Source organism: Fimbriimonas ginsengisoli Gsoil 348 (genome assembly GCF_000724625.1).
Classification (GTDB): domain Bacteria; phylum Armatimonadota; class Fimbriimonadia; order Fimbriimonadales; family Fimbriimonadaceae; genus Fimbriimonas; species Fimbriimonas ginsengisoli.
On sequence record NZ_CP007139.1, the window covers coordinates 384,853 to 405,124 of the forward strand.

Sequence of the window (20,272 nt, forward strand, 5' to 3'; positions counted from 1 at the left end):
ATGATGTATGAGTGCGTCTATCGGAGCTAGCCCCGGGTTGATTCGCGAATGACGAGTTCAGGCTTCAAAATGCGCTGGCGCGGCGGCGCCGTCGAGTCGTTCATCTGGGATTGGAGGAACTGATAGGTGAGCGAACACATCTCCTCCACCGGTTGCCGAACCGTGGTAATCGGGCACGGGCAATGTTCGGTCTCCTCGATCCCGTCGAACCCGACGAGCGCCACGTCTTGCCCGGTTTTCACCCCAAGCCCCTCGAGGACGTAGGACGCTGCGATCGCGACGTCGTCGTTCATGCAGAGGATCGCTTCCGGCAACGTGCCGGCGTCGTGGCGCTGAACCAGCGCCTCTTTGATGAGGGCGTACGAAACCCGCTCGAAGGCGATGGTCGACGTCGGTAATCCGGCGGCTCCCATCTTGCCGATGTACGCCTCGTAACGGGGGCCGCTGTCGATCAGGTCGGAGGTCCAGGGCGCCATGTAGGAGATTCGCCGGCGGCCGGTGGACAGGAGATGCTCCATCGCCTCGTCCGCGCCGGCTCGAAGGTCGACGCCGACGAAGCTCTGGGCTTCGGACCAATAGGCGCCCATGCTCACGAACGGGATGTTCGGCGCCAACCGGTCGTGCTCCCGGGCGAAAGCCTCAATCGAGGCGGAATTATCGAAAGCGATGATCCCGTCGACCGGGACGCGAAGTGGTCGATCGAACGAGTGCACGGTCGTGTATTCCTTATCGACGTCCGTAACCGCAAGCGCAAGCTCAGTCTGCGAGAGGACGGTTCGAAGATGGTCCACAACCTGGCCGCGATAGCGAGAGTAGTCGAAGCTCATCCACAAACCGACGAGCCCAGTGCGACCGCTTGTGAGCGCCCGCGCGGCAGGATTGGGGCGGTATCCAAGCTTTTCGGCCGCCTCGAGAACGCGGGCGCGGGTCTCGGGCGAGATCGAAAGATCGGTGCGTCCGCTCAGTACGCGAGAAACCGTCGCGCCCGAGATATTCGCATGCTTCGCGACATCGTCCCTCGTCGGCCTTCCTGCGCTTCGTGATTGTACGCGCGTTCTGTACACGTGTTCATTGTATCATGAGAACAAGAGATTTCGGCATGAAGCTTGCTCCAGAAGAAATATCGGATTCGTCGCCCCGGATCGGCGGGCACGGCGCCGGCCACGATAGAAGGAAAAAATGACTGCAAAACTTTTCTTGAAGACACTCGCACTGGGATGCGCGGCCACCCTGGTCATCGCCGGTTGCGGCGACTCCGAGCCCAAGCCCCCCGTCGGAGCCGTCCGCCCCCCCGACCCTCCCCCCGCTACGGAAAAGAAGACGACCTGGTCCAAACAAGACAAGATCGACGCCATCCAAAAATCCGGCATGTCGCCCGACCAAAAAAAGCAAGCCATCGCCGGCATCAACGCCGGCGGCTAACGACTCGGGAGAGTGATGTTTGATATTTGATTTGTGATTTGTGAGGTTGATTTCGGGCGACCGCCGCTGCGGCGTAGCGGCGGGTTCCCCGCCCAATGCCAACCAATTTTGCAACTCACCCTTTGCGCCCTTTGCGGTTCAACTCTCTTCGACCGACACTCCCCAATCTTTGCGTTCTTTGCGAGAAATCCCTTTCTGCAGTTTCTCGCAAAGGGCGCAAAGGGGATCATAAAGTAGACCCAGCCGAGAGAAACTGCCTAGCATTAGGTTGTGTCTCAGTGTCCTGACCTTTACGGCGAAGCCGTGTAGCCGGCACCTACGTGTGCCGCCCGGTGTACCGAAGGTACACGGGAATCATCGGCGAGGGCGCCGACGCTACGGGGCGAGTTCCTCGGCTCGTAGCTCGAATACCAAGCTACCGAATTGCGATAATGCCATCACCCCAAGCCCCTCTCCCATCAACGTCGACCCATCGACAGTCGTCGTTAACCCGGTCGCACCCTTGGGGGGATTAATTTCTTGGACACGGTATCGGTGAGAAGGATCGAGTCCTTTGAGACGTAAGGGTGCGGCGGCCGATTCGCCCAGGGAATACACGAAGAGCACCGCGCGGTCCCTCAGCACGTACATGAGCGACGAACGCGGGCCAGCGTACGGGGACTCCAGACGATACTGGTCGCCCAGTTGCACCACGTCCCGAACCTCTTTGTACGTGGCGATCGCCTGGGTAGCGAATTCACGATCCTCGGCCGACAGATTATCGACGTCCACGTCCATGCCGAGCCGCCCACTCATCGCGACGTCGAACGCGAACTTCATGCCGTGGCCGCCGGCAAGCGTCACGTGGTTGGAAGTGGCGATCGCGGGAAAGAAGAAGGAGTAGCCCCACTGGATAAAGATCCGGCGGGCAGGATCCGTCATGTCGCTCGGCCAATACTCCTGCGCGTACCGGAGCGAGGCGTAGTCGACCCGGGCGCCGCCGCCCGAGCACATCATCACTTCGACATCCGGATGGCTCTTCGCCAGCCGGTCCATGACCCGGTACAGCGCCCACACGTACTCGATCTGCAGGTGCGTCTGCCGCTCTTTGCCCAGGTAAGGCGAGCCGGGCTGGGTGAGATACCGATTGCAATCCCACTTCACGTAGGAGATTCCCGGGTTCTCGCTAAGCGTTCGATCGACCAACGAGCACACATACTCTTCGACCTCCGGATTGGCGAGGTCGAGCACGAGCTGGTTCCGCTGTAATTCGGGCGGACGCTTCGGTTGCCGGACGACCCAGTCGGGATGGTTTTCGTATAACTCGGAGCGCGGGTTCACCATCTCCGGCTCCAGCCAAATGCCGAAACGGATCCCTTTTTCCTGGGCCTTCTGCGTCAGCTCCCCGATCCCGTCGGGCAGCTTTTTGGGGTCGGGCGTCCAGTCGCCCAGTCCCTGCGAGTCGTCGTCCCGGGGATACTTGCGGCCGAACCAGCCGTCGTCGAGCAGGAAAAGCTCCATCCCGAGCGCCACGGCTCCGTCGAAAAGCGAGACAATCTTTTCGGAGTCGAAGCTAAAGTAGGTCGCTTCCCAGTTGTTTAGCAAGATCGCCCGCGAACGATCGCCGTCCCGCAGCGCGTTCTTGCGGGTCCACCGGTGCAGATTCCGGCTCAGCGCGCCAGTTCCACTCGCGCTCCATCCCCACACCATCCGCGGGGTGACGAACTTCTCCCCTGGTTCAAGGTGGTATTCGGAGGCGTACGGGTTCATCCCGCAAAGCCCTCGCAAGCGCCCGTCCGGTAACCGCTCGAACGCGAATTGGAAGCTGCCCGACCACGCCAGCGATCCTCCGAACACTTCCCCGCTATCCTCCATCGCGGGGCCTCCCTTCGAAAGCAGGAAGGATGGATTGCGAAACTGGTGGGCCCGCACCCCGAGCTTCGAGTCGAGGATCTTGATCCCAAACCCTAGCGGCTCTTCCTGGATGTTCATCTCGTCGGCCCAGTCGCCGTGGAATTGGGTCAGGTAAAAATCGCCGCCGCCGAAGTCGGGCGACGACGACGCGAACCGGTCCAGGCGCACCTCACCGCTTTCGGAATGCCGAACTTCCGTCCAAGCCTCGAAAACGTCCTCGTCCGGCGAGGTTCGGAAGAGCAGGTCGACGAAAAGCGGGTATTCCGGGTCCTTGAGGGATATCCGGGTGACCGGTCCTTCCGTCTCGCTGGCGATCACTCGAAGATCGGTGGAGGTGTTGCCATCCGCGTGGGTTACCCGCAGGGCCGGTTCAAAGATCCAGCCATCCCCGGCGACCGGAAACGCGAGCTGACCCTGGACGAGGTCGGCGCCCTTTGCGCCGAAGGCGCCTTGGAACAGCCGCCCCTCGCCGTCTACATAAAATACAAGCGCGGCATTGGCGGTTTCGACGCAGATCGGCTGCGGATCGCCGGTTATCCCAGACGTGGTCACCCGAGCACCTTCCGTATCGGCTCAGGTCCACCGTCCCGCAACGGGGGCTCGGCCGTGCGGATTTGCAACAGGAACATCCCAAGCCGACGCGTCATGGCTCGGGATTCTACCGATGTACGGCTGTACATTCACGCTCGACGGTATACCGCTTTACGTATGCGGACAAACGATAAATCCGAGGCCGCCTGTCACTTGCCGGTAAGATCTTCCAGAAGGCGGACCGTCTTCGCGAATTCCGTGGGTTCGTAACCCACTTCTATTTTTCGAACGATCCCGTTTCGGTCGATGACGACGAGCTGAGGGATCGCGGAGACCGCATAGTTCGAGTTATTCTTGGCGGTGGCGTCGAATAAGACCGGCCAAGCCATCCCGAAATCTTTAACGAAGCGCCCCATCTCGGCGAACTCGGCGTCCGGTTTGAGACCCGTGCGCGCTCCGAAGTAGCCGTAATAGCCGGTGAGGCTCACGATCTGCAGCCCCTTTGGGCCGAGCCTATCTTGCAGTTTTGCGAGTTCCGGGAGGGCACGTTTGCATGGCCCACACCAGTGGGCCATGAAGTCGAGCACCACGACTTTTCCTTTTAGCGAGCCAAGGGAGGCCGGCCCGCCCAGCGATCGGTCGCTTACGAGCGCCGGAGCGGGGCGGCCGAGCAAGGAGCTTTGGCCGTCCGGCGAGGTGAGCCGGGCGATCGTTTTGGCCACGTAAGAAGCGGCCGATTGCGAGTAGGCGTCTTTGCTCTCCGGATGCTTCGCCATCTCTTTGGCTAAAAGGTTCAGGGCTTTCAGCGCCTGCTCCTTCTTGCCCGAGTCGTAGAGGAGGGCATACTTCTCGCTGGAGATCGCCGCGTAGGCGACGGCGCCCCAGGAATGGTCCGCATCGGAAAGCGGAGCGCCAAAGTGGATCCGATCGATCAGGGCATCGTAGATCGCCAGAACTTCGTTGAGATGCTTTGGAGCCTGAGCGGCAAGCGACCTTGCGATGCCCAATTGGAATTGCCCCACCATTGCCGGCCCGGCGCTGAAACCGGTATTTCGAACCCGCCCCAAAGCTTCGGTGAGTTTCCCCTCGTCGATCATCCGGCGCACGATGTACGAATCCATCTCCATGAGGTCGAAGGCGCGTTGCGCGTACCCCCGCTCCGCTACCGTCGCGACATCGGCGTCGCGCTTGGCATATTGGTAGAGGGTCATCCAGTCTCGGCATTCCTCCACCGGCACCTTTTTAGGGTCCACGCCAGAGATCGCATCGGCTACGACCTTATCGATCTGAGCCTGCGTCTTCGGCTCGCTCACCGCCTCGCCTCGCTTCTGCTTTTCCTGAGCCTCCTGCTGGATAGCCCGGATATGCGATAGCACCACCTTAGGATCGACGCGCGCCGTTTGCGTGAGCGCAAAACTCGAAAGGGCAAGCGAAGCGAGGAGGAGGCTGTGGATTCTATTCATGTTCTGGAGATCGTGGATCGACACTCGGAGAGTGGGCTAGTTGTAAGGATTGCTTGCCGTCTTGTCAGGCACGTAATAGAAGTTCGTTCCCGAGGGAGCCGGGGAACCGGGAGTAATCGAGGTTCCGGGTCCGATTAGGTAGCCGGTGCTCGCGTGGCTGCAGAACGTTGTCGTGGTGTTCGGCGGAACGAACGGCTTGAATCCCTTGGCGTGGGTGTCCTGCATCGCGATATTGGCGATCGTCGAGTGACGGCCTTGGATATTCGCGCTCCCGCAGTTGCGGGCGTTCCCGGAGAACGTGCTCTTCGGAAGGTTGAGTCCATTGAAGCTCGATCCGGCCGGGTAGGCGGTGCCGCTGTAGTTGGAGTCGGCGAACCCGGAGTCGGCAAGAAGGATCGAGTTCGAGACGTCGTCCCACTGGGTGGCGCCGGGGAACGGGCCGTAAGCCGCGCCCGACGTCGACTGACCATAGACGATCAGGATGTTCTTGTCGTATCCAAGCGGGGCGTTCGACGCGTCGATGGTGAACGGCGCGCCGCCCGAGCTCGGCTTGAGGTTTGTTCCGTCGGGGCAATTGACGATGGCCCCGTTCTTTTGGTAGGGGTAGAGCGTGCCCGCGGAAGGATCGAGGACGGCGGCCGAGCCGCTCTTGAGCACGAGCCCGAAATACCAGTAGTGGGTGTTGGAGAAGGTGAAGCCGGAAGGCTCGGACCACGAGTTCACCGGATAGGTGTCGTCGTTATCTCCAAGGTAAAGCTGGGCCGCGGTGCCCATCTGTTTGATGTTGCTGAGGCACGAGGTCTTCTTGGCCGCGGCTTTGGCCTGGGCGAAGACGGGAAAGAGGATTGCTGCAAGGATCGCGATAATGGCGATCACGACAAGAAGTTCAATGAGAGTGAAGGCCTTTTTCATGGCAGTGCCTGGATCGTAATGGCGAATGTAGCCGCCACCAAGAGCCCGGCATTGCAAAAGCGGCCCCTTATAAGACTATTTGGCCTTAAAACGTCTCAATTCGAACCACAATGTCCCCTATGGCCTCATCGCGTGCCGACCGCCAGCCGGAGATCCCTCCCGACTACGACTATGACCTGTTGGCCAAGCGGTTTGGCATACGAAGACGCTCGTTTGGCTGGAGCATCGACGAATTAGCGAAACGTTCCGGCATCTCCCGCCATACGATCATGCGGCTGGAGAAAGGCTTACCGGCTCGGTACAGCTCTATTCGACGCGTCCGGGCGAAGCTCCAGTTCTTCTCGGAACAGCTCACCAAAAACTTCCAGGCGAGCCAACACTTTGCCGTCCATCGGGCGGAGAAAAACCGCTGGCTGGTGGGCCGAAGCCGCGACCGCCGTGGGCGGGACATTACGCACACCGACTTCCTGTACGTGGACGACCTCGCCGAGCGGGCGCGGCAAGCGGAGCTTGGCTTCCAGCCCTTCTTCACCTGCATGCTCCGAAGCGAGCTGCCGGACGGGGTGCTGGGACAAGCGATCATGGAACTGTACGCGCCGACCCCGTTCGACCGCCACTTCGGCGAGGAGTTCGTCTACTGCCTCGAGGGGACGTTGGAAATGACGGTCGAGGACGAAACCTGCACCCTCGTCGCTGGCGACTCGATGGTCTTCGACGCCACATCCGCCCACCGTTACGCGCCGGTTGCGGGCACCGTAACCCCCGCCCGCATCCTCGTCGTCGTCGGCATGCGCCCAAATGAAGCGGAGAAGGTCAAACGCCTGGACAACCCGCCGAGAAACTGGGGTGTGTAGAGCGGCGGACGCTTGCGTTTCGCGTTAACTAAGTTTATGATGCATGCCTCGCTTCGGTAACAAACTATGACTTCTTACCTTGTCGTACTATCCGCATCCGGTAAGCCGCGAGAGGCGCTTCGGTTGGCGCGGCGGCTACAAGCACTCGGTCTTCCCGTCTGGGTGAGATCGAGCGAGACGGGCGTGAATACCTCGACCGAGAGAGAGTTGGCTCAAGCGATGGAGGCCAGCAGCGGCGTGGTCATCCTCGTAGACTCCGACCAGATCTCCTTCGCCGCGCTTCAAGATCTTAAGTGCGCATCCAGGTTCGACCTCCCGATGATCGCAATCCGCGATCAAGGAAACGCCCAGGTTCCCCAGGCCGCGGCTACCTTCGAGTTGAGCGAATTGACCTCGGCCGACCTCCTCGATGTTATTCGGCCCGAAGCCGAAGAGAAAATGGCGGCGCTCGACGGTCCTCCGCCCGTTCACTTCTTGCCAAACCCGGAGAGTGCACGGGCGGCGGCCGCCAACCATATCGGCGGATACAGAAATCCCGATCCGGGCTCGCGGTGGGCGATCGTCCTTCTGGCCTTTGCCTTGGCCGTCTCATTAATGGAGACGTGGCACTCCATTGCCACCTTCTTCTTGTTGGATAAGGATTCTCCAGAACGACTCTTCTATCACGCAAGTGAAATCGATTTCTGGAGCATCGTCTTCCTCGCCTCGACGGTTATCGCAGGGATTCCGTACTTGATATGGTTCAATCGGTCCTATAAGAATCTAATCACGTTAGGCAATAGCGACCTACAATATACTCCCGCGATGGCGACGGGCGGCTATTTCATTCCGTTGGCCAACCTGTACATTCCGGCGGCCACTATGCAAACCCTGTGGAAGGGAACGGATACGAGCGGTTCCCTGAGCGACCTCTACGCATGGAAGAAGAGCGACGGATCCGTCCTAGTCGGATTCTGGTGGGCTTGGTGGCTAGCCGCGATGATCGTTCCCCGGCTCGCCCGACAAGAAGTACAAAGACTGAGCCATGTCACCGACGAAAAACTAAAAGCGGATGGATTCAGGTCCGCGCTTTCTTTCTACATCTTCGCTGATTTAGCCCAAATCCTTGCCGCAATTTGCATCATCGCCATCGTCGTAACGATCGGTAACCGGATGTGGGATCGGTATCGCCGATACTCAACCGAGATTGCCGGAGTTACCCCGGAACCAAGGCCCAAATCAAATTGGGCCGGCCAAATCGTCGTCGGAGCGATTCTTTTGACGGGTCTCATCTTCGTCGGCGTTACTCACCAGTCGACCAACCAACTTCCACCAACGGAATGGCACTCGATTGAGCAGCGTGAGAACGGCTTTTCAGTCGAAATGCCGGGACAGATGGTCCCTCAAGGGTCGCTACCGGAACCAGGGCGTCATCAACTCCTATCAAGCACCCCTTATGGCGGCTTCATGGTGGTTGAGGAAAGCTCTGACGAGGCGTTCCCTTCCGACTTGACATTCGAACAACTGAAGTCAGTCGCCAACCTGGCCCTCAAGCCGCTGGTCGAGGCCGTTGGAAAAATCCAAGGCGAGCCTTCTCGAGCCATGGTTAACGGCAAGCTGGGAGTCCAGATGGACTTTACGCCGATAGATTCAGGCTCAGGCAAAAAGTGGACGTTCGGTCAGGCGATCTTCCTGTTAAAGGGCAAACACTTTTTCTGCCTACTTGCCTTTGGCGCCCCCGATAAACATGTAACTGACGACGCCGCTCGGTTCATATCGTCCTTCCGCGCAGTAGATTAGAAGAAGGCTATGTCGACTGACCTAAGCGCCCTTCATCGACGGTCGAGTCATCATCGGTACGAGGTTGAGAAGAGCGTCGAGTGCGGCTGTTTTCATTGCCTTGCAATATATCCGCCCGAGGAAATCGTCGAGTGGATCGACCAAGACCAAACCGCCCTTTGCCCAAGATGCAAAATCGATTCCGTAATCGGTTTCGACTCGCCGGTATCCGTCGACCTATTGGGACAAATGCGCGACTACTGGTTCAGCACGCAATGACCTTCCCCTTTGCGTCTTAGCGCCTTTGCGTGACCAATTTGACTCACACAAAGGCGTTAAGACGCAAAGGGAGAGGGGAGATGCCCTTCGATGACTCTAACGTCGAGCCGGCCGTCGGGATGGCGTTCGGCGACTCCCCAAGCTCCCGGTACGCTCCAAAACGAGCGGAACGGCTCTTGGCGGAACGCCAGGACGCCATCCACCGCATCGTAACGCATTCCCGTGAGCGCCAAGATCATTCCGTACGAGGCGAGCGCGCGGGCGTAGTGGGAGCCGCATTCGAACTCGTTCCAGGGATTCCTCCGGACGCCATCGTACCGTTGGCGGATCCCCTTCAGAATCGCCCGCGCCTCGTCTTCCATCCCCTCCAGAGCGAGGTGGGTGGCGACCTGGTACTCGATGCCGGTCCAGACCTCGTCCGAATAGACGAACGGATAGAACGGCATGCCGCCCTCCGGCCAGGTGCAGAGCAGCAATCCGGCCTCATCTCCAAACGCGTAGATCCGCTGCAGGTTCTCGTGCTCGCCGAGCGGCGCGCGGAAGTTGAGGCGGTACATGCTCGCCAGCGCCGCTCGCACCATCTGGCTATCTACAAGGTGACCTAGCCCGGCGATGCCGGCGCTAAGCTGGCCGAAGAGCTGATCGCTCAAGCAGCCCGGCCCGTGTTGATACCGGGGCGATTCCGGCGCCGTGAAGTCGCCGAGTTGGATGAAGAACTCGCCGTTCCAAAGCCGCTCCATCGTAAGCTTGGCCCCGGCTTTTTCTAGTTCGGAGTACCGCGCGGCCACCGGATCCGCAAGGTGGTCGGCCATTACCGCCATCGCCCTAAGGGCGGCGAGATAGAAGAATTGGGTGAGCGGGTTCGGCCCCTCGAAGTTGATGTCGTACGTGTTGTGCATGTCGCCGTCGACCAAGCCGTCTTGGTCGCGGTCCCACTGCACCCATGCAAACGCCATCGCCTGCTTCAACGCGGGCCAGGTTCGGCGGAGCCACTCTTCGTCGCCGGTCAACCGCCATTCGCGGTAGGCCTGCACGATTTGACCCAACTGCCCGTCGCTGGCCGCGTGCCACAACGGAGTCTCTTGCGCCATGGGTAGCGGAATGCGAAAGCGCATCGCCCCCTCTTTACCGAGCGGGCCGCAGTTGAACCCATTGGCGAACGCGCTGTCGAGGAAGCTGCGTTGAATCTCGGGGAATAAGTACACGTGCGCCAGGGCATAGTTCCACACATGCGAGCAGGTCCCGTCGCAACACCCTTCCTGCGGCGAGCACCCTTCCCACGCCCAAAACGAGCCGTCTTCGATGCGGATCAGGGTGGGAGAATGGAGCGTCGAGAGCGTCGCTCCGACCGACTCCAGCACCTCTGCCCCCAAGCTTCCGCCGTACAACGCCTCTTCAAAGGCGAGCGTCCGGTCGGTCAGCTCTTGCCGCCGGGAGAGTAGCTCGGCCGCGGCCGCCGTGGCACTTGGCCATTCGGTTGCGTAGTGAGCCGTCCAGGTGGGGCCTTCGTCGGCCAGAGTCTTCTTGGCGGTCGGAAAGCGCCACGAGATCACGAACGGGATCTCTGCGCTTTCGCCCGGCGCAAGGCGCACCCGGCACGCCACCGTGCCCGGCATCCGGGCGCCGGACGGCTTCCCGTCGTGTTGGGCGAGGCCGCCGTCTTGCCGGAACCGGTTCCAGAACGCGCGGACCGAATCCCACCACCCTTCTTCGGACCACCGATCGAGCGTTTCGACATCCGACCAGTCGGTGGCCAGCACCACCTCTCCGCCGCGCACATCCCCCTCTTCGTACCGTGCATTCGTGAAGCGGATTCCGGTCAGACCGTTCTCGCCGAACGCTTCGTTAACCGCCTGATCCTTCTTCGCATCCGCCTCCCCGTAGCCGACGGGGTTCTCAATCGACCAAGCGAGACACGCCTCGACCGTCTTGTCGCCGCGGTTCGTAAGCTTATAGGTAAGAGATGCGGCGGGAAAAGAGGAAGACCGGACGTCCTGCGGGATGAAAGGATTGAGCGCCGAGAGCTCCACTTGAAGAGGAAAACCCGCCTTCTCGAACTCGAGCCTTGCGACCGGGAAGGTGCCGGTGAACCTCACCGCTTCGAACCCCGGCAGCCCGTCCATTTGACGGAAGAACCGGCCATGGCCGTACGACCAGAAGTCGGTTACCTCTCCCGCCCAGTCGCGTAGCCGTGGCCCCTGCACGGTGACCGCCTTCGGCTCGCCCCCGTCCTCCAAAACCCACAGGGCCGGAAAGGTGTAGTTCAGCCAACTACCCTTGTTCGGCCGGCCAAAGATCTCCCAATCCTTCAGACCTCCCCGCCCATCGAGGCTGACGCACCCCGTTCCGATGCCGCCGAGCGGGAACGCCAGCTCCGTCAGGTGCGATCCGGTCCGCGTATACGGCGACGCGTCGAAGGAAGGTCGAAAGAGGCCCATCGCGGCAGTATAGCGCGGGCCTGGCGAACGGTTTAGCCCCTCACAGGCGATTAGCTCTTCGTAACCTCGAGCCCGGTTTGCGAGACTTTAAAATCGAAGAATCGAGCCCGGTCGGAGGGTGGGGCGGTTTCTAGAATCGATCGAACTCTCAGGGCGGCGTCTTGGTCCTTCGCGATCATAAAGAGGAAGCCGCCGCCCCCCGCGCCCAAAAGCTTGGCGCCGAGGAGATAGTCCTCCACCTTCGCCAGAATCGCCTGGACCGGAGGCGGGTTGGTACCGGAATCGAGCTCCTGGTTGAGCTGCCAGCTCCGACGCACCGCCGCCCCCAGCGCATCCATGTGGTTTCTTTGGATAGCGTCGGCGGTCGGCTGAACGTTCTCGCGGATCTTTCGGAGAGTATCGAGGCGTGGGCCGGAGTTGAGGAACATTCCGCGCACGATTTCCCGGAGCACGCTCTTGGCGACTCGGGTGATACCCGTGTAATAAAGGAGGGCGACGTGGTTCGCGTTTTCCGGCCCAAGAAGCCGGTCGGGAAGCCAACGGCAGGTGGGATTCTGGACCAGTCCCGGGCCGGTTTCCAAGTCTTTGATACCCGGCAAGCAGCCACCCACCTGGTCTTGCCAACCACCTCCCGTGCTGAGAATCTGCTCCAGGGCGAGGGTTCTGGCCATGACATCGCTTTGAGACCAACCAAGGTTGCAGAATTCGCTAAGCGAGGCAAGGATGGTCGAAGCAAGGATACTGCTCGTGCCAAGCCCGGAACCCTTGGGGACCGCCGCCAAAAGCGACATCTCGATTCCTCCCCCAAACCGTTCGAGAGCCCGCTCGAGGGTTCCGCCTTCGGGCTCCGGCGAGAAACCGGCGAGCGAGAGAGCGGCTTGCGCCAACGAGAATTCCGATCGCTCGGTGAGGTCCCCCGCGAGCTCCTCGAACGAAGAGAAGCGGCGCTCGGTCCCCAGGTCGATCGATCGTAGGAGGACGTCCTTTCGCTCCGAACGCCGGACGAACACCTGCACCGGCGGCTGACCATTCAACTCCACCGCCACGTTGAGAACGCGGCCGCCGTTCAGCAGGCAGTAAGGGGGGGTGTCGGTCCATCCGCCGGCGAGATCGAACCGAAGCGGCGACCTTCCCCATACGATCTGATCCGACGCCACGCCGCAGGTCGGCGAACTCATCGCAGGGACGTTGTCGAGGACGGCTCGGCGAAGGGTGCCAAAGGCCTCCCCTTCCGCCTGCTCCCACTCGGCCGCTCCGCGTAGTCGCAGCAGGGCGGAGCGGAACATGCCGTCGTGCATCTGCTTGACAAGGGATGCGTCCTCGCCAAGCGGCAACGGCTCGAAGTCGGGCTGATCCCGGTGAAGTATCTCTGCGGATCGTTCGAGGTCGAGGGAGTAGAAGATGCTCGTCGCATGGTTGCGCTGCATCGCCTTCAACGAGCGCGAGGCAAACTCGGCCCGCTGCGAATAAATCCGGTCGACGTTCGCCGCCGAGAGGAGATCGCTCGCTGAAAGCCTTCTCGCCTCGATCCAACGCTCCCGCATTTCCGGATGCGCATTCGCATCGATCATCCAAGCCACTAAAGATTCGTCGGAATCGCTCCCCTCTAAAACCGGGAAGAGAAGCGTCGCCTGAATATCGGTCCCGGGAGACTGGTCGAGGGTGAGGTTTCGCTCGCGGAGCCACTGGGATAGCGGTCTGCCCAAGAACCTGGTCGAATCGTCTTCGATCGGTCCCTTGAACGGGTCGTCGAAACCGTAGATCCTGGCGCAAATGCCCTTCTCCGAAACCGGAACCATGTCGAGACAGACCCCACGCGGCAAAGTCAAACCCCAGCGGTTCCGGGGAATGCCGGTAACGACGTTCTCACCTTCCAGAGTCCAGGTTGGCGGAACGTGCGAGTTCTCCACCCAGTACGCATGGCCGGCCTGAAAAGGTGGGGGACCATCGAATTCCGCATTCTGTACATGCTGGTTCGGGTGCCGGCGAGAGGCGCTGAGGAAGCCGAGAGGGGAGGCGTGATGGGCTTGGTCGTGCAGCTCGGTTACCGATTCGATAAGCTGCCGCGACGTTCCGAAGTGAAGGAACTCCCCTTGGATCGGCACGACCGCGGAGGTCAATGCATTCACCAGCGGATCGTCGGCAACCGGATGGCGGCCGAGAGCCGGTCCGAAGTCGGAATACAGCTCATATTCTTTCAGCGTCCCGCCCTGGTCCGGATTTTCGAGTCCGCTCCGTTCCAGCAAGGCACGGACGGCGTCCTCGGACAAGAGCCAGATACCGGTATCGAGAAAGCAGTCGTGAGTGACCGCGAGCGCTCGTGTGCGATCGGGGGCCGGTTTCTGTAGAAACATCGCGAGCGAATCGGGCTGATCGTGGCTTATGAAGAAGGCGCCGAAGCTTTGCGCCGTCTCCGCGTCCGTTCGCATCCCGAGGCAGACGACGTCCGCGTCCGGAATGTCGGCGGGCAGTGTCGTCGGTCGAAGCAGGGCGTCCCCGCTCACGACCATCACTCTTAAACAATCGGGACTCCGCTCGAAAAGCTGGTCGCAAAGTCCAACCTGCAAGTCGATCAACGCTTGATCCGGTTTCTGGCCGATGGAACCACGGAGGGCGGGGATCGGCATCAATGCTTTTCCGACCACGGCGTAAGCCGGAAGCCGCCGGCTCTGGCCCCCGGCATGGATAACGATTCGGCGCTCGGCGCGCAACCAATCGTAAAAACGCTGGTTACCGCTTGCACGCCAAGCGGCCAGAAGCGCATTGGCGGTACCTCCGCCGGAGCCTAACGGGTATGGGTCATGGGCCGCAAACCAATCCGGTTCCGCGCGGGACTCCAGACGGTTGAAAACGGGGGCCATCGTGGACGGCAACGTGACCAGCCTCTGTGGTGAAGGCATATGCCCCCAGCTTACGCCGTAGGCGGTTGATCAGGCTTGGGGGATCGCTGGTCTCCAGACCGGCACTTCCGGACTCCCTCACCCCCAACCCCCTCTCCCTCCTCGGGCACGAGCATCCCGAGGAGGGAGAGGGGGCTCCGGGATTCGGAGGTTATGGGCCGGTGAAGGCGGCGTTTAGCATGGTGTTGAACGTCTTGCGGACGGGGGAGACGTTGTCGAGGCCTTGGGCCATGAAGACGGCGACGATGCCGCGCTTCCGATCGGTCCAGAATTCCGTGCCGAAGGCGCCGGTGTGGCCAAACGAGCCGACCGGCTTGAGCGACACTTGGCCAGCGGGGCTTTTTACCACGGCGAAGCCGAGGCCGAAGCCTTGGGCGTCGCTGCCGTCCATCTGGAGCGAGCCGGTTTGCACGGCGGTCATCGCGTCTACCGCGGCGGGCGAAAGGAGGCGGTAACCGTGGAGAAATCCTCCCTCGGAGACGCACTGGAGGAGGGTTGCCATGTCGTCGGCCGTCGAGTACAGTCCACCCGCCGGGTTGGCGAAACGGGCTCCCTCCCGAAACGGATTCGCATCGAGTGGAACGAGCTTTCCGCGCTCCCGGACGTAGGTGTACGCCAATCGCGCATACCGGTTCTTGGGAGCGAAGAAGAACGTATCCTTCATCCCCAGCGGCCGGAAGATGCGCTCGCTCTCGAACCGTTCCAGCGGCATGCCGGAGGCGATCTCGACGATCCGACCAAGCAACGAGAAGCCCGGCCCGCTATACCGGATTCGCTCTCCGGGCGACCCGACGAGCGGCTCCTTGGCGAGGAGGCCGGCATACTCGGCCAGGGTGAGCTTTCGCTTGCCGTCGTCGTCCATCCCCGCTGGATCGTTCGACCCGAAGCCGGCGGTGTGGGTCAAGAGCTGCCGAATCGTGGGCACCGACTCCGCGGCAGATAGGGTTCCGTCTTCCTGCCTAACTTTCGCCCGGTGAAGCAGGGGGAAATACTTGTCAACCGGGTCGTCCAGATTCAGCAGACCGGCTTCGGCGCACATCACGACCGCGATCGCGGTAACCGGCTTCGTCATCGACATGATCTGAAAAATCGTGTCCCGCCTCATCAGATGCTTCGTTTCCAGATTGGCCCACCCCCGCGCGTCGAAGAAAGCGGTCCGGCCATGCCGGCGAACCAGCAGGACGGTGCCGGCCACCGCCCCCTCATCGACGTACTTCTGCATCCGAGGAGGAATCAACGCCAGTCGGGCGCTATCGAATCCGGCGGCATCGGGAGACATGGCGATCAATGGAAGTAGGAGAAAGGGGCTCATGGTACGCGTCGGAGAGTGTCGAGAATCGTGCCGTCGACCCAGGTGACGAGCCCCACGACTGGGCCGTCCAAGGCCAGCGGCTCGGGCGGCCCGCCGCAAAGCGCCTCCGCTTCATCCTTTAGTTCGGAGAGCGGACGGATCGGGAGCCCCTTGCCCGCGACGGCGGCAAGCAGGTCTTCGCGGCGCGGGTTGACGGCAATCCCGCGCTCGGTGACGATCACATCGATCAGTTCTCCCGGCCCGCAGAAGGTGGTAAGCCGGTCCCGGACGATCGGTACGCGGTTGCGGAAGGTCGGGACCGCCAAGATCGTGCATCCGGCAAAAAGCGCGTCTTGCCAGCCGCCGATGCCGTGCAGCATCCGCCCGTCGGAGTGGCTGACGACGTTCGCATTGAAGTCGAGGTCCACTTCTGTCGCGCCGAGGACGGCGCAGCCGAGCATGGAGGCGACGTTCCCCTTTCCGTGATAGTTGTAGCTGTTGAACGGACTCGTCATAAGATGGCGCGGATTCTCCCGCATCGAGCGAACCCCCTCCAGATCGAAGGTCTGGCCGTCGAGGATGTAACCGGTCAGCCCGGTTTCGAGCATCTCCACGAGGTACCGCGTGCTTCCGCCGCGGACAAAGCGGGCCTGCACGCCGCTTTCTCGCATGAGATCCCTGACGAATAGAGTGAACGCAAGCGAAATCCCTCCCGCGCCGGCCTGGAACGACCAGCCGTCGCGCAGCAACCCGGCCGCCAGGGTGAACCGGGCGGCATATTCCGCGATGAGGAGGCGCTCTGGCGAACGGGTGAGCTCGGTCGTACCGGAGACGATCCGGGAAGAATCTCCGATCCGGTCGACGACTACAACTTGGTCGACATGATTTCCCTGAATCTGCCAGGGGGCGCACGGAAATGGCACGAGGTTGTCGGTCACCGCGATCACGTGGTCGGCGTACTGAGCGTCGGCAAGGGCAAAGCCGAGGCCGCCGCAGGCGGAGGGACCTTCGGTCCCTTTCAGGTTGCCAAACGGGTCGGCCGATGGCGCCGCGATGACCGCGATATCGACGCGCACCTCACCCTCCTGGATCGCCCGATATCGGGATCCGTGAGAGCGAAGCACCGCCCACCCCGGCATTTTTCCGCTCGAGGCATAGCTTCCGACCGGACCGTTGAGGCTCCCCTCGATGTGGTGAATCGTTCCGTTCTCAAGATACGGGAGAAGCTCGGCGTGGCTGGGGAAGACGGCGGATGGGAACCAGACGAGGTCCCGAACGCCGAGCAACTCGGCGGCTGCGAAAAGCTGTCGCGCCACGTAGTCGCCGTCGCGAAGATGGTGATGCGTTGAGACGACCATGCCGTCGCGCAACCCGGCATTCTTCAACGCCGTCGGCAGGTCTTGGGCCAGCTTGTTTCCATCCGCCGGGTAATCCCGGCACGAGCGAACGGGCGGGCCGACCACCCTTCCGGAAGGCTCGATGGCGCCAACTCCCCGGTAAGGAATGAGCGGCCGGCCCGCGTTCTCGGCCGGAATTTCGCGGCCGATAAGGTTGACGGTCAACTTCCGGCTCCTCCGCGAGCAAGAACCTCTCGGGCCCTTTCGTACACCGGCGCATCCACCATTCGCCCCCGCACCGAAACGGCGCCTCGCCCTTCGGCGAGCGCGGCTTCGAACCCCGCCACGATCGCGGCGGCGTCCCCCAATTCTTCGGCGGACGGGGCGAATGCCCGGTGGGCGGCGCGGATCTGCCGCGGGTGGATGCAGCCAACTCCGTCAAACCCAAGCCCGCGCGCATTGCGGGCGTACTCGAACATCGCATCCGGATCGTCGACCTGAGGAAAGACCGAAGCAAGCGGCGAGACTCCCGCCGCCCGGGCCGCGTTGACGATTCGTGCTTGAGCGTAAGCGCTCTCTCTCCCTTCACTCGTCCTTTCCGCGTGGAGATCGGTCACGTAATCCTCGAGTCCCACCGTGATTGCCGCCACCCTCGGAGAAGAGGAAGCTATCTCGAAGGCGCGTTCGATCCCAGCCGCGCTCTCGATCAGCGGTAGGAGTACCGCTTCCGAGCCCAGCTCATCGAGCCGGGAAGCCGCTTCCCGAACCTGTTCAGGCTCCTCGATCTTTGGGAGAAGAAACGCCTCCACCCCTTGCGAGGCGACCACCATCAGGTCGCGCATTCCTTGCTCCCCTTGGTTCACCCGCACCATACGTTCGCTGCCGTCCCAATCGAGTGCGGTGAGCGCCCGGCGAACCATGGCAAGCGCGGCGAACTTTGCATCCGGGGCGACCGAGTCTTCCAGATCCAAGATCAATCCATCCGGCCGGTACAGCCCTGCGTTGGGAAACAGCTTGGGACCGTTACCCGGAACGTAGAGCCGCGTTCGGCGGAGATGCGTACGCTTGGGCACCGTCCTAGCCGGAAGCGCGGGCAGCGGCAGGCCGAGGTGAGAACACAGCGCGGCCTCCAGCCGGGCCTCCAAGGCAAACGGGAGCGCCCCCGAATCCCGGATTTCGAGGTGAACGTTCGGGTTCCCGAACCGTCCGAGCGCCGCCTCGACCTGCCGGCGAATCGACTGGCCGTAGATCGCCTCGACGGAAGTGGTCAGGTCGTAGCCCGCCTTCGAAGCGTCCATCACCGCAATCCAAACGTCGGAACGGATGGCGGGGCCGTGTTCTCCAACCTGGGTCATTGCCACGCCACCTGAAGCCAGGTCGTGCGCCAAGCGCCCTCGTGCCGTCCGCCAGCTTCGTAGTACGGAAGGAAACGGAGCGGGTCGCGGCCCGGAAGATGGAGGTCGATCGCTTCCCCTTCCGCCGACCGGAACGAGGCGGCCGGATTGAGCCTGGCTAAGCGCAGTGTCTCTTCCTTCCGAAATCCGTCGATTGCACCGGTGGCGTAAACGTAAGGGCCGCGGGAGAGGTAGGCGTAGTCCATTCGAACGATCTCCTGGCCGTGATGGTCGACGGTGTAAGTCTTGGGATGCACCTCGATCGGGCAATCGAGCTCGAGTTCGATTCGGTCGCCGGCGGTCCAGGTCCGAGTCCATGTGAGATAGCCGTCAGTCGGCTCGACGTCGACCGTCTCTCCGTTCAAGAGGCAAGATTTCAGGCGAGCCCCATTTGGAAGCCGTAGCGCGAGGGTCGCTTCTCCTTCTGGAGCATTCTCGATCCCGATCGACTGAGGGTTCTGCGACCCGCTACGAGGTCGGTTCGGACCGGCTTCTGATCCCCGGGTAGGAAACCCGGGGCTAATTTCTGACACCCCTTCGGGGTGGATGCCCGGAAGAGAGAATCCGGAGGAGCCGTGTCGGTCTACCACGCGAATGGTCCAGGGACCGAGTTCGATACGGGAGGGGAGCAGGAGGTTGACCGAAATCCCGTTATCGGTTAAGGTAGCGACCATGGAGGCGGCCTCTTCCAGTGCCATCGCGCCGCTCGATTTACAGCAGGCCCAGTGGTAAGTGTTGTTTCGCCGTCCGTTCGGGAAGGTGAAGTAGCACCAATCCTCGCCGTTGGCATCGAGTGCGCCCAAAACCGTATTCAGCAGAGTTCGCTCATACGCGTCCACATATCGAGCCTTTCCAGTGGCCCCAAAGAGAGCCTTGGAGAGGCTCATCCAACTCGCCGCCGAACATGTCTCGACCATTCCATACGGGCTGAAGAAGCCTCGGACGTTGAAGACTTCCTTGTGGGTCGCGGTCCCGCCCCAGGGTCCGCCCATCGGCGTCAGGTGCTCGCCCTCGATGTTCTCCCAGAGCGCCTCCGCCGACCGCAAGAGGCGTGGGTCGGCCGTCGCTCGATACAGCGCGACCATGCCCGTAATCGTCCAACAGATCTGGTACGCCTTTCCGGTCCCAATGTCAGAGACGTCGAGATTGCGCTCCGGCGCCGAAAGGAAATGCAGTCCGCGCCTTTCCATCTCCTCCAACGTCGCCATCGCCAGATCGGCGTACCGGCCGTCCCCGGTCTCCCGAGTTAGCTCCGCCAGCGGCTCCAAAATAACGCTGCTGCTAAGGCCGGCGTGGTTGCCGAGCGCCACCACCGTGGGGTGGACCTGAGGAAAGGTCTCCAGGATCAACTCGCCGGCCGCAACCGCCAAGACCAAACCTTCCTCCGCCCCGGGCACCGCCGCCGCCTTGAGCAGTCCCAGGATCATCCACGCATGAACCCAGATGTCCCAGGTCCGAACCTTGGCGGCGTCGGCGTGCGTGAACCGGCAGGGCGCTCCCGCGCCGTACGTGCCGAGATAGCCGTTCGCTTCCTGACAGTCGACCATGTGGCCGACGATTCGCGAGATCGTCCTCGCAAGCTCCGGATCCTCGGTTCGGTGCCAGGCCGCGGAGGCGGCCACCAGCCACTTGCCGAGGTGCTCGCCGTACCAGTCGCCCGAATCGGACACCTCCCGAGCCTTAGCGGAGAAGAGCGCGACCGGCTCGCTCTCCTCGTCGCGCACGAACCGGCGAAGCCGGCCCCCTTCACTGGCACGGACGGCGTCGCCGACCGGTCCCTCGCCCCACTGCACCCTGGCG

At 62.0% G+C, this 20,272-nt stretch carries 14 protein-coding genes; 4 read left to right on the plus strand and 10 right to left on the minus strand.

All coding sequences use genetic code 11. From position 1 onward, the window contains the following. Window positions 1-26: 26 nt before the first annotated feature. Window positions 27-1,064, minus strand: coding sequence for a LacI family DNA-binding transcriptional regulator (locus OP10G_RS01845; protein ID WP_025227589.1), 1,038 nt, complete (start codon window positions 1,062-1,064; stop codon window positions 27-29). Window positions 1,065-1,179: 115 nt separating this feature from the next. On the opposite strand from OP10G_RS01845, the gene OP10G_RS01850 reads away from it, so the two are divergent. Beyond that, window positions 1,180-1,422, plus strand: a complete 243-nt coding sequence (locus tag OP10G_RS01850) for a hypothetical protein (protein ID WP_025227588.1) — start codon at window positions 1,180-1,182, stop codon at window positions 1,420-1,422. Between the two features lie 375 nt (window positions 1,423-1,797). Here the strand turns inward: OP10G_RS01850 and OP10G_RS01855 are convergent, their stop codons facing one another. The 3 genes from OP10G_RS01855 to OP10G_RS23785 form a co-directional block, all read right to left on the minus strand. Next, the gene (locus tag OP10G_RS01855; protein WP_025227587.1) at window positions 1,798-3,867 is read right to left on the minus strand and encodes an alpha-galactosidase; all 2,070 of its coding nucleotides are present in this window, start codon (window positions 3,865-3,867) and stop codon (window positions 1,798-1,800) included. A 188-nt stretch (window positions 3,868-4,055) separates the two neighbouring features. After that, window positions 4,056-5,309, minus strand: a complete 1,254-nt coding sequence (locus tag OP10G_RS01860; RefSeq protein WP_144240949.1) for a TlpA family protein disulfide reductase — start codon at window positions 5,307-5,309, stop codon at window positions 4,056-4,058. Between the two features lie 36 nt (window positions 5,310-5,345). After that, entirely contained in the window at window positions 5,346-6,221 is an 876-nt protein-coding gene (locus OP10G_RS23785) for a prepilin-type N-terminal cleavage/methylation domain-containing protein (RefSeq protein WP_025227585.1), read from the minus strand. Between the two features lie 119 nt (window positions 6,222-6,340). Between OP10G_RS23785 and OP10G_RS01870 the strand changes: the two genes are divergently transcribed. From OP10G_RS01870 to OP10G_RS01880, 3 genes are all read left to right on the plus strand, one after another. Then, entirely contained in the window at window positions 6,341-7,075 is a 735-nt protein-coding gene (locus OP10G_RS01870; RefSeq protein WP_025227584.1) for a helix-turn-helix domain-containing protein, read from the plus strand. A gap of 66 nt (window positions 7,076-7,141) precedes the next feature. Then, window positions 7,142-8,854: a DUF4328 domain-containing protein gene (locus OP10G_RS01875; RefSeq protein ID WP_025227583.1), complete on the plus strand. Its 1,713-nt coding sequence runs from the start codon at window positions 7,142-7,144 to the stop codon at window positions 8,852-8,854. 9 nt (window positions 8,855-8,863) lie between these two features. Next, the gene (locus OP10G_RS01880; protein ID WP_025227582.1) at window positions 8,864-9,112 is read left to right on the plus strand and encodes a hypothetical protein; all 249 of its coding nucleotides are present in this window, start codon (window positions 8,864-8,866) and stop codon (window positions 9,110-9,112) included. A 56-nt stretch (window positions 9,113-9,168) separates the two neighbouring features. Here OP10G_RS01880 and OP10G_RS01885 read toward each other — a convergent pair whose 3' ends face one another. The 6 genes from OP10G_RS01885 to OP10G_RS01910 form a co-directional block, all read right to left on the minus strand. Further along, on the minus strand, window positions 9,169-11,550 hold the full coding sequence (locus tag OP10G_RS01885) for a GH116 family glycosyl-hydrolase (RefSeq protein ID WP_025227581.1): 2,382 nt from the start codon (window positions 11,548-11,550) through the stop codon (window positions 9,169-9,171). A gap of 50 nt (window positions 11,551-11,600) precedes the next feature. After that, a complete protein-coding gene (locus OP10G_RS01890; protein ID WP_025227580.1) occupies window positions 11,601-14,450 on the minus strand; it encodes a bifunctional fucokinase/fucose-1-phosphate guanylyltransferase in 2,850 nt (949 codons plus the stop codon). 151 nt (window positions 14,451-14,601) lie between these two features. Then, complete coding sequence (locus OP10G_RS01895) at window positions 14,602-15,762, minus strand: serine hydrolase domain-containing protein (RefSeq protein WP_025227579.1); 1,161 nt, start codon at window positions 15,760-15,762, stop codon at window positions 14,602-14,604. Then, window positions 15,759-17,303 carry a citrate lyase subunit alpha gene (locus OP10G_RS01900; RefSeq protein WP_025227578.1) on the minus strand — a complete coding sequence of 515 codons (1,545 nt, stop codon included), beginning with the start codon at window positions 17,301-17,303 and terminating at the stop codon, window positions 15,759-15,761. Before OP10G_RS01900 ends, OP10G_RS01895 begins: the two co-directional genes overlap by 4 nt. Beyond that, window positions 17,300-18,433 carry an aldolase/citrate lyase family protein gene (locus OP10G_RS01905; RefSeq protein WP_052547466.1) on the minus strand — a complete coding sequence of 378 codons (1,134 nt, stop codon included), beginning with the start codon at window positions 18,431-18,433 and terminating at the stop codon, window positions 17,300-17,302. The genes OP10G_RS01900 and OP10G_RS01905 overlap by 4 nt, the downstream gene beginning before the upstream one ends. Then, entirely contained in the window at window positions 18,430-20,265 is a 1,836-nt protein-coding gene (locus OP10G_RS01910) for a beta-L-arabinofuranosidase domain-containing protein (RefSeq protein WP_025227576.1), read from the minus strand. The genes OP10G_RS01905 and OP10G_RS01910 overlap by 4 nt, the downstream gene beginning before the upstream one ends. Between the last annotated feature and the right edge of the window lie 7 nt (window positions 20,266-20,272).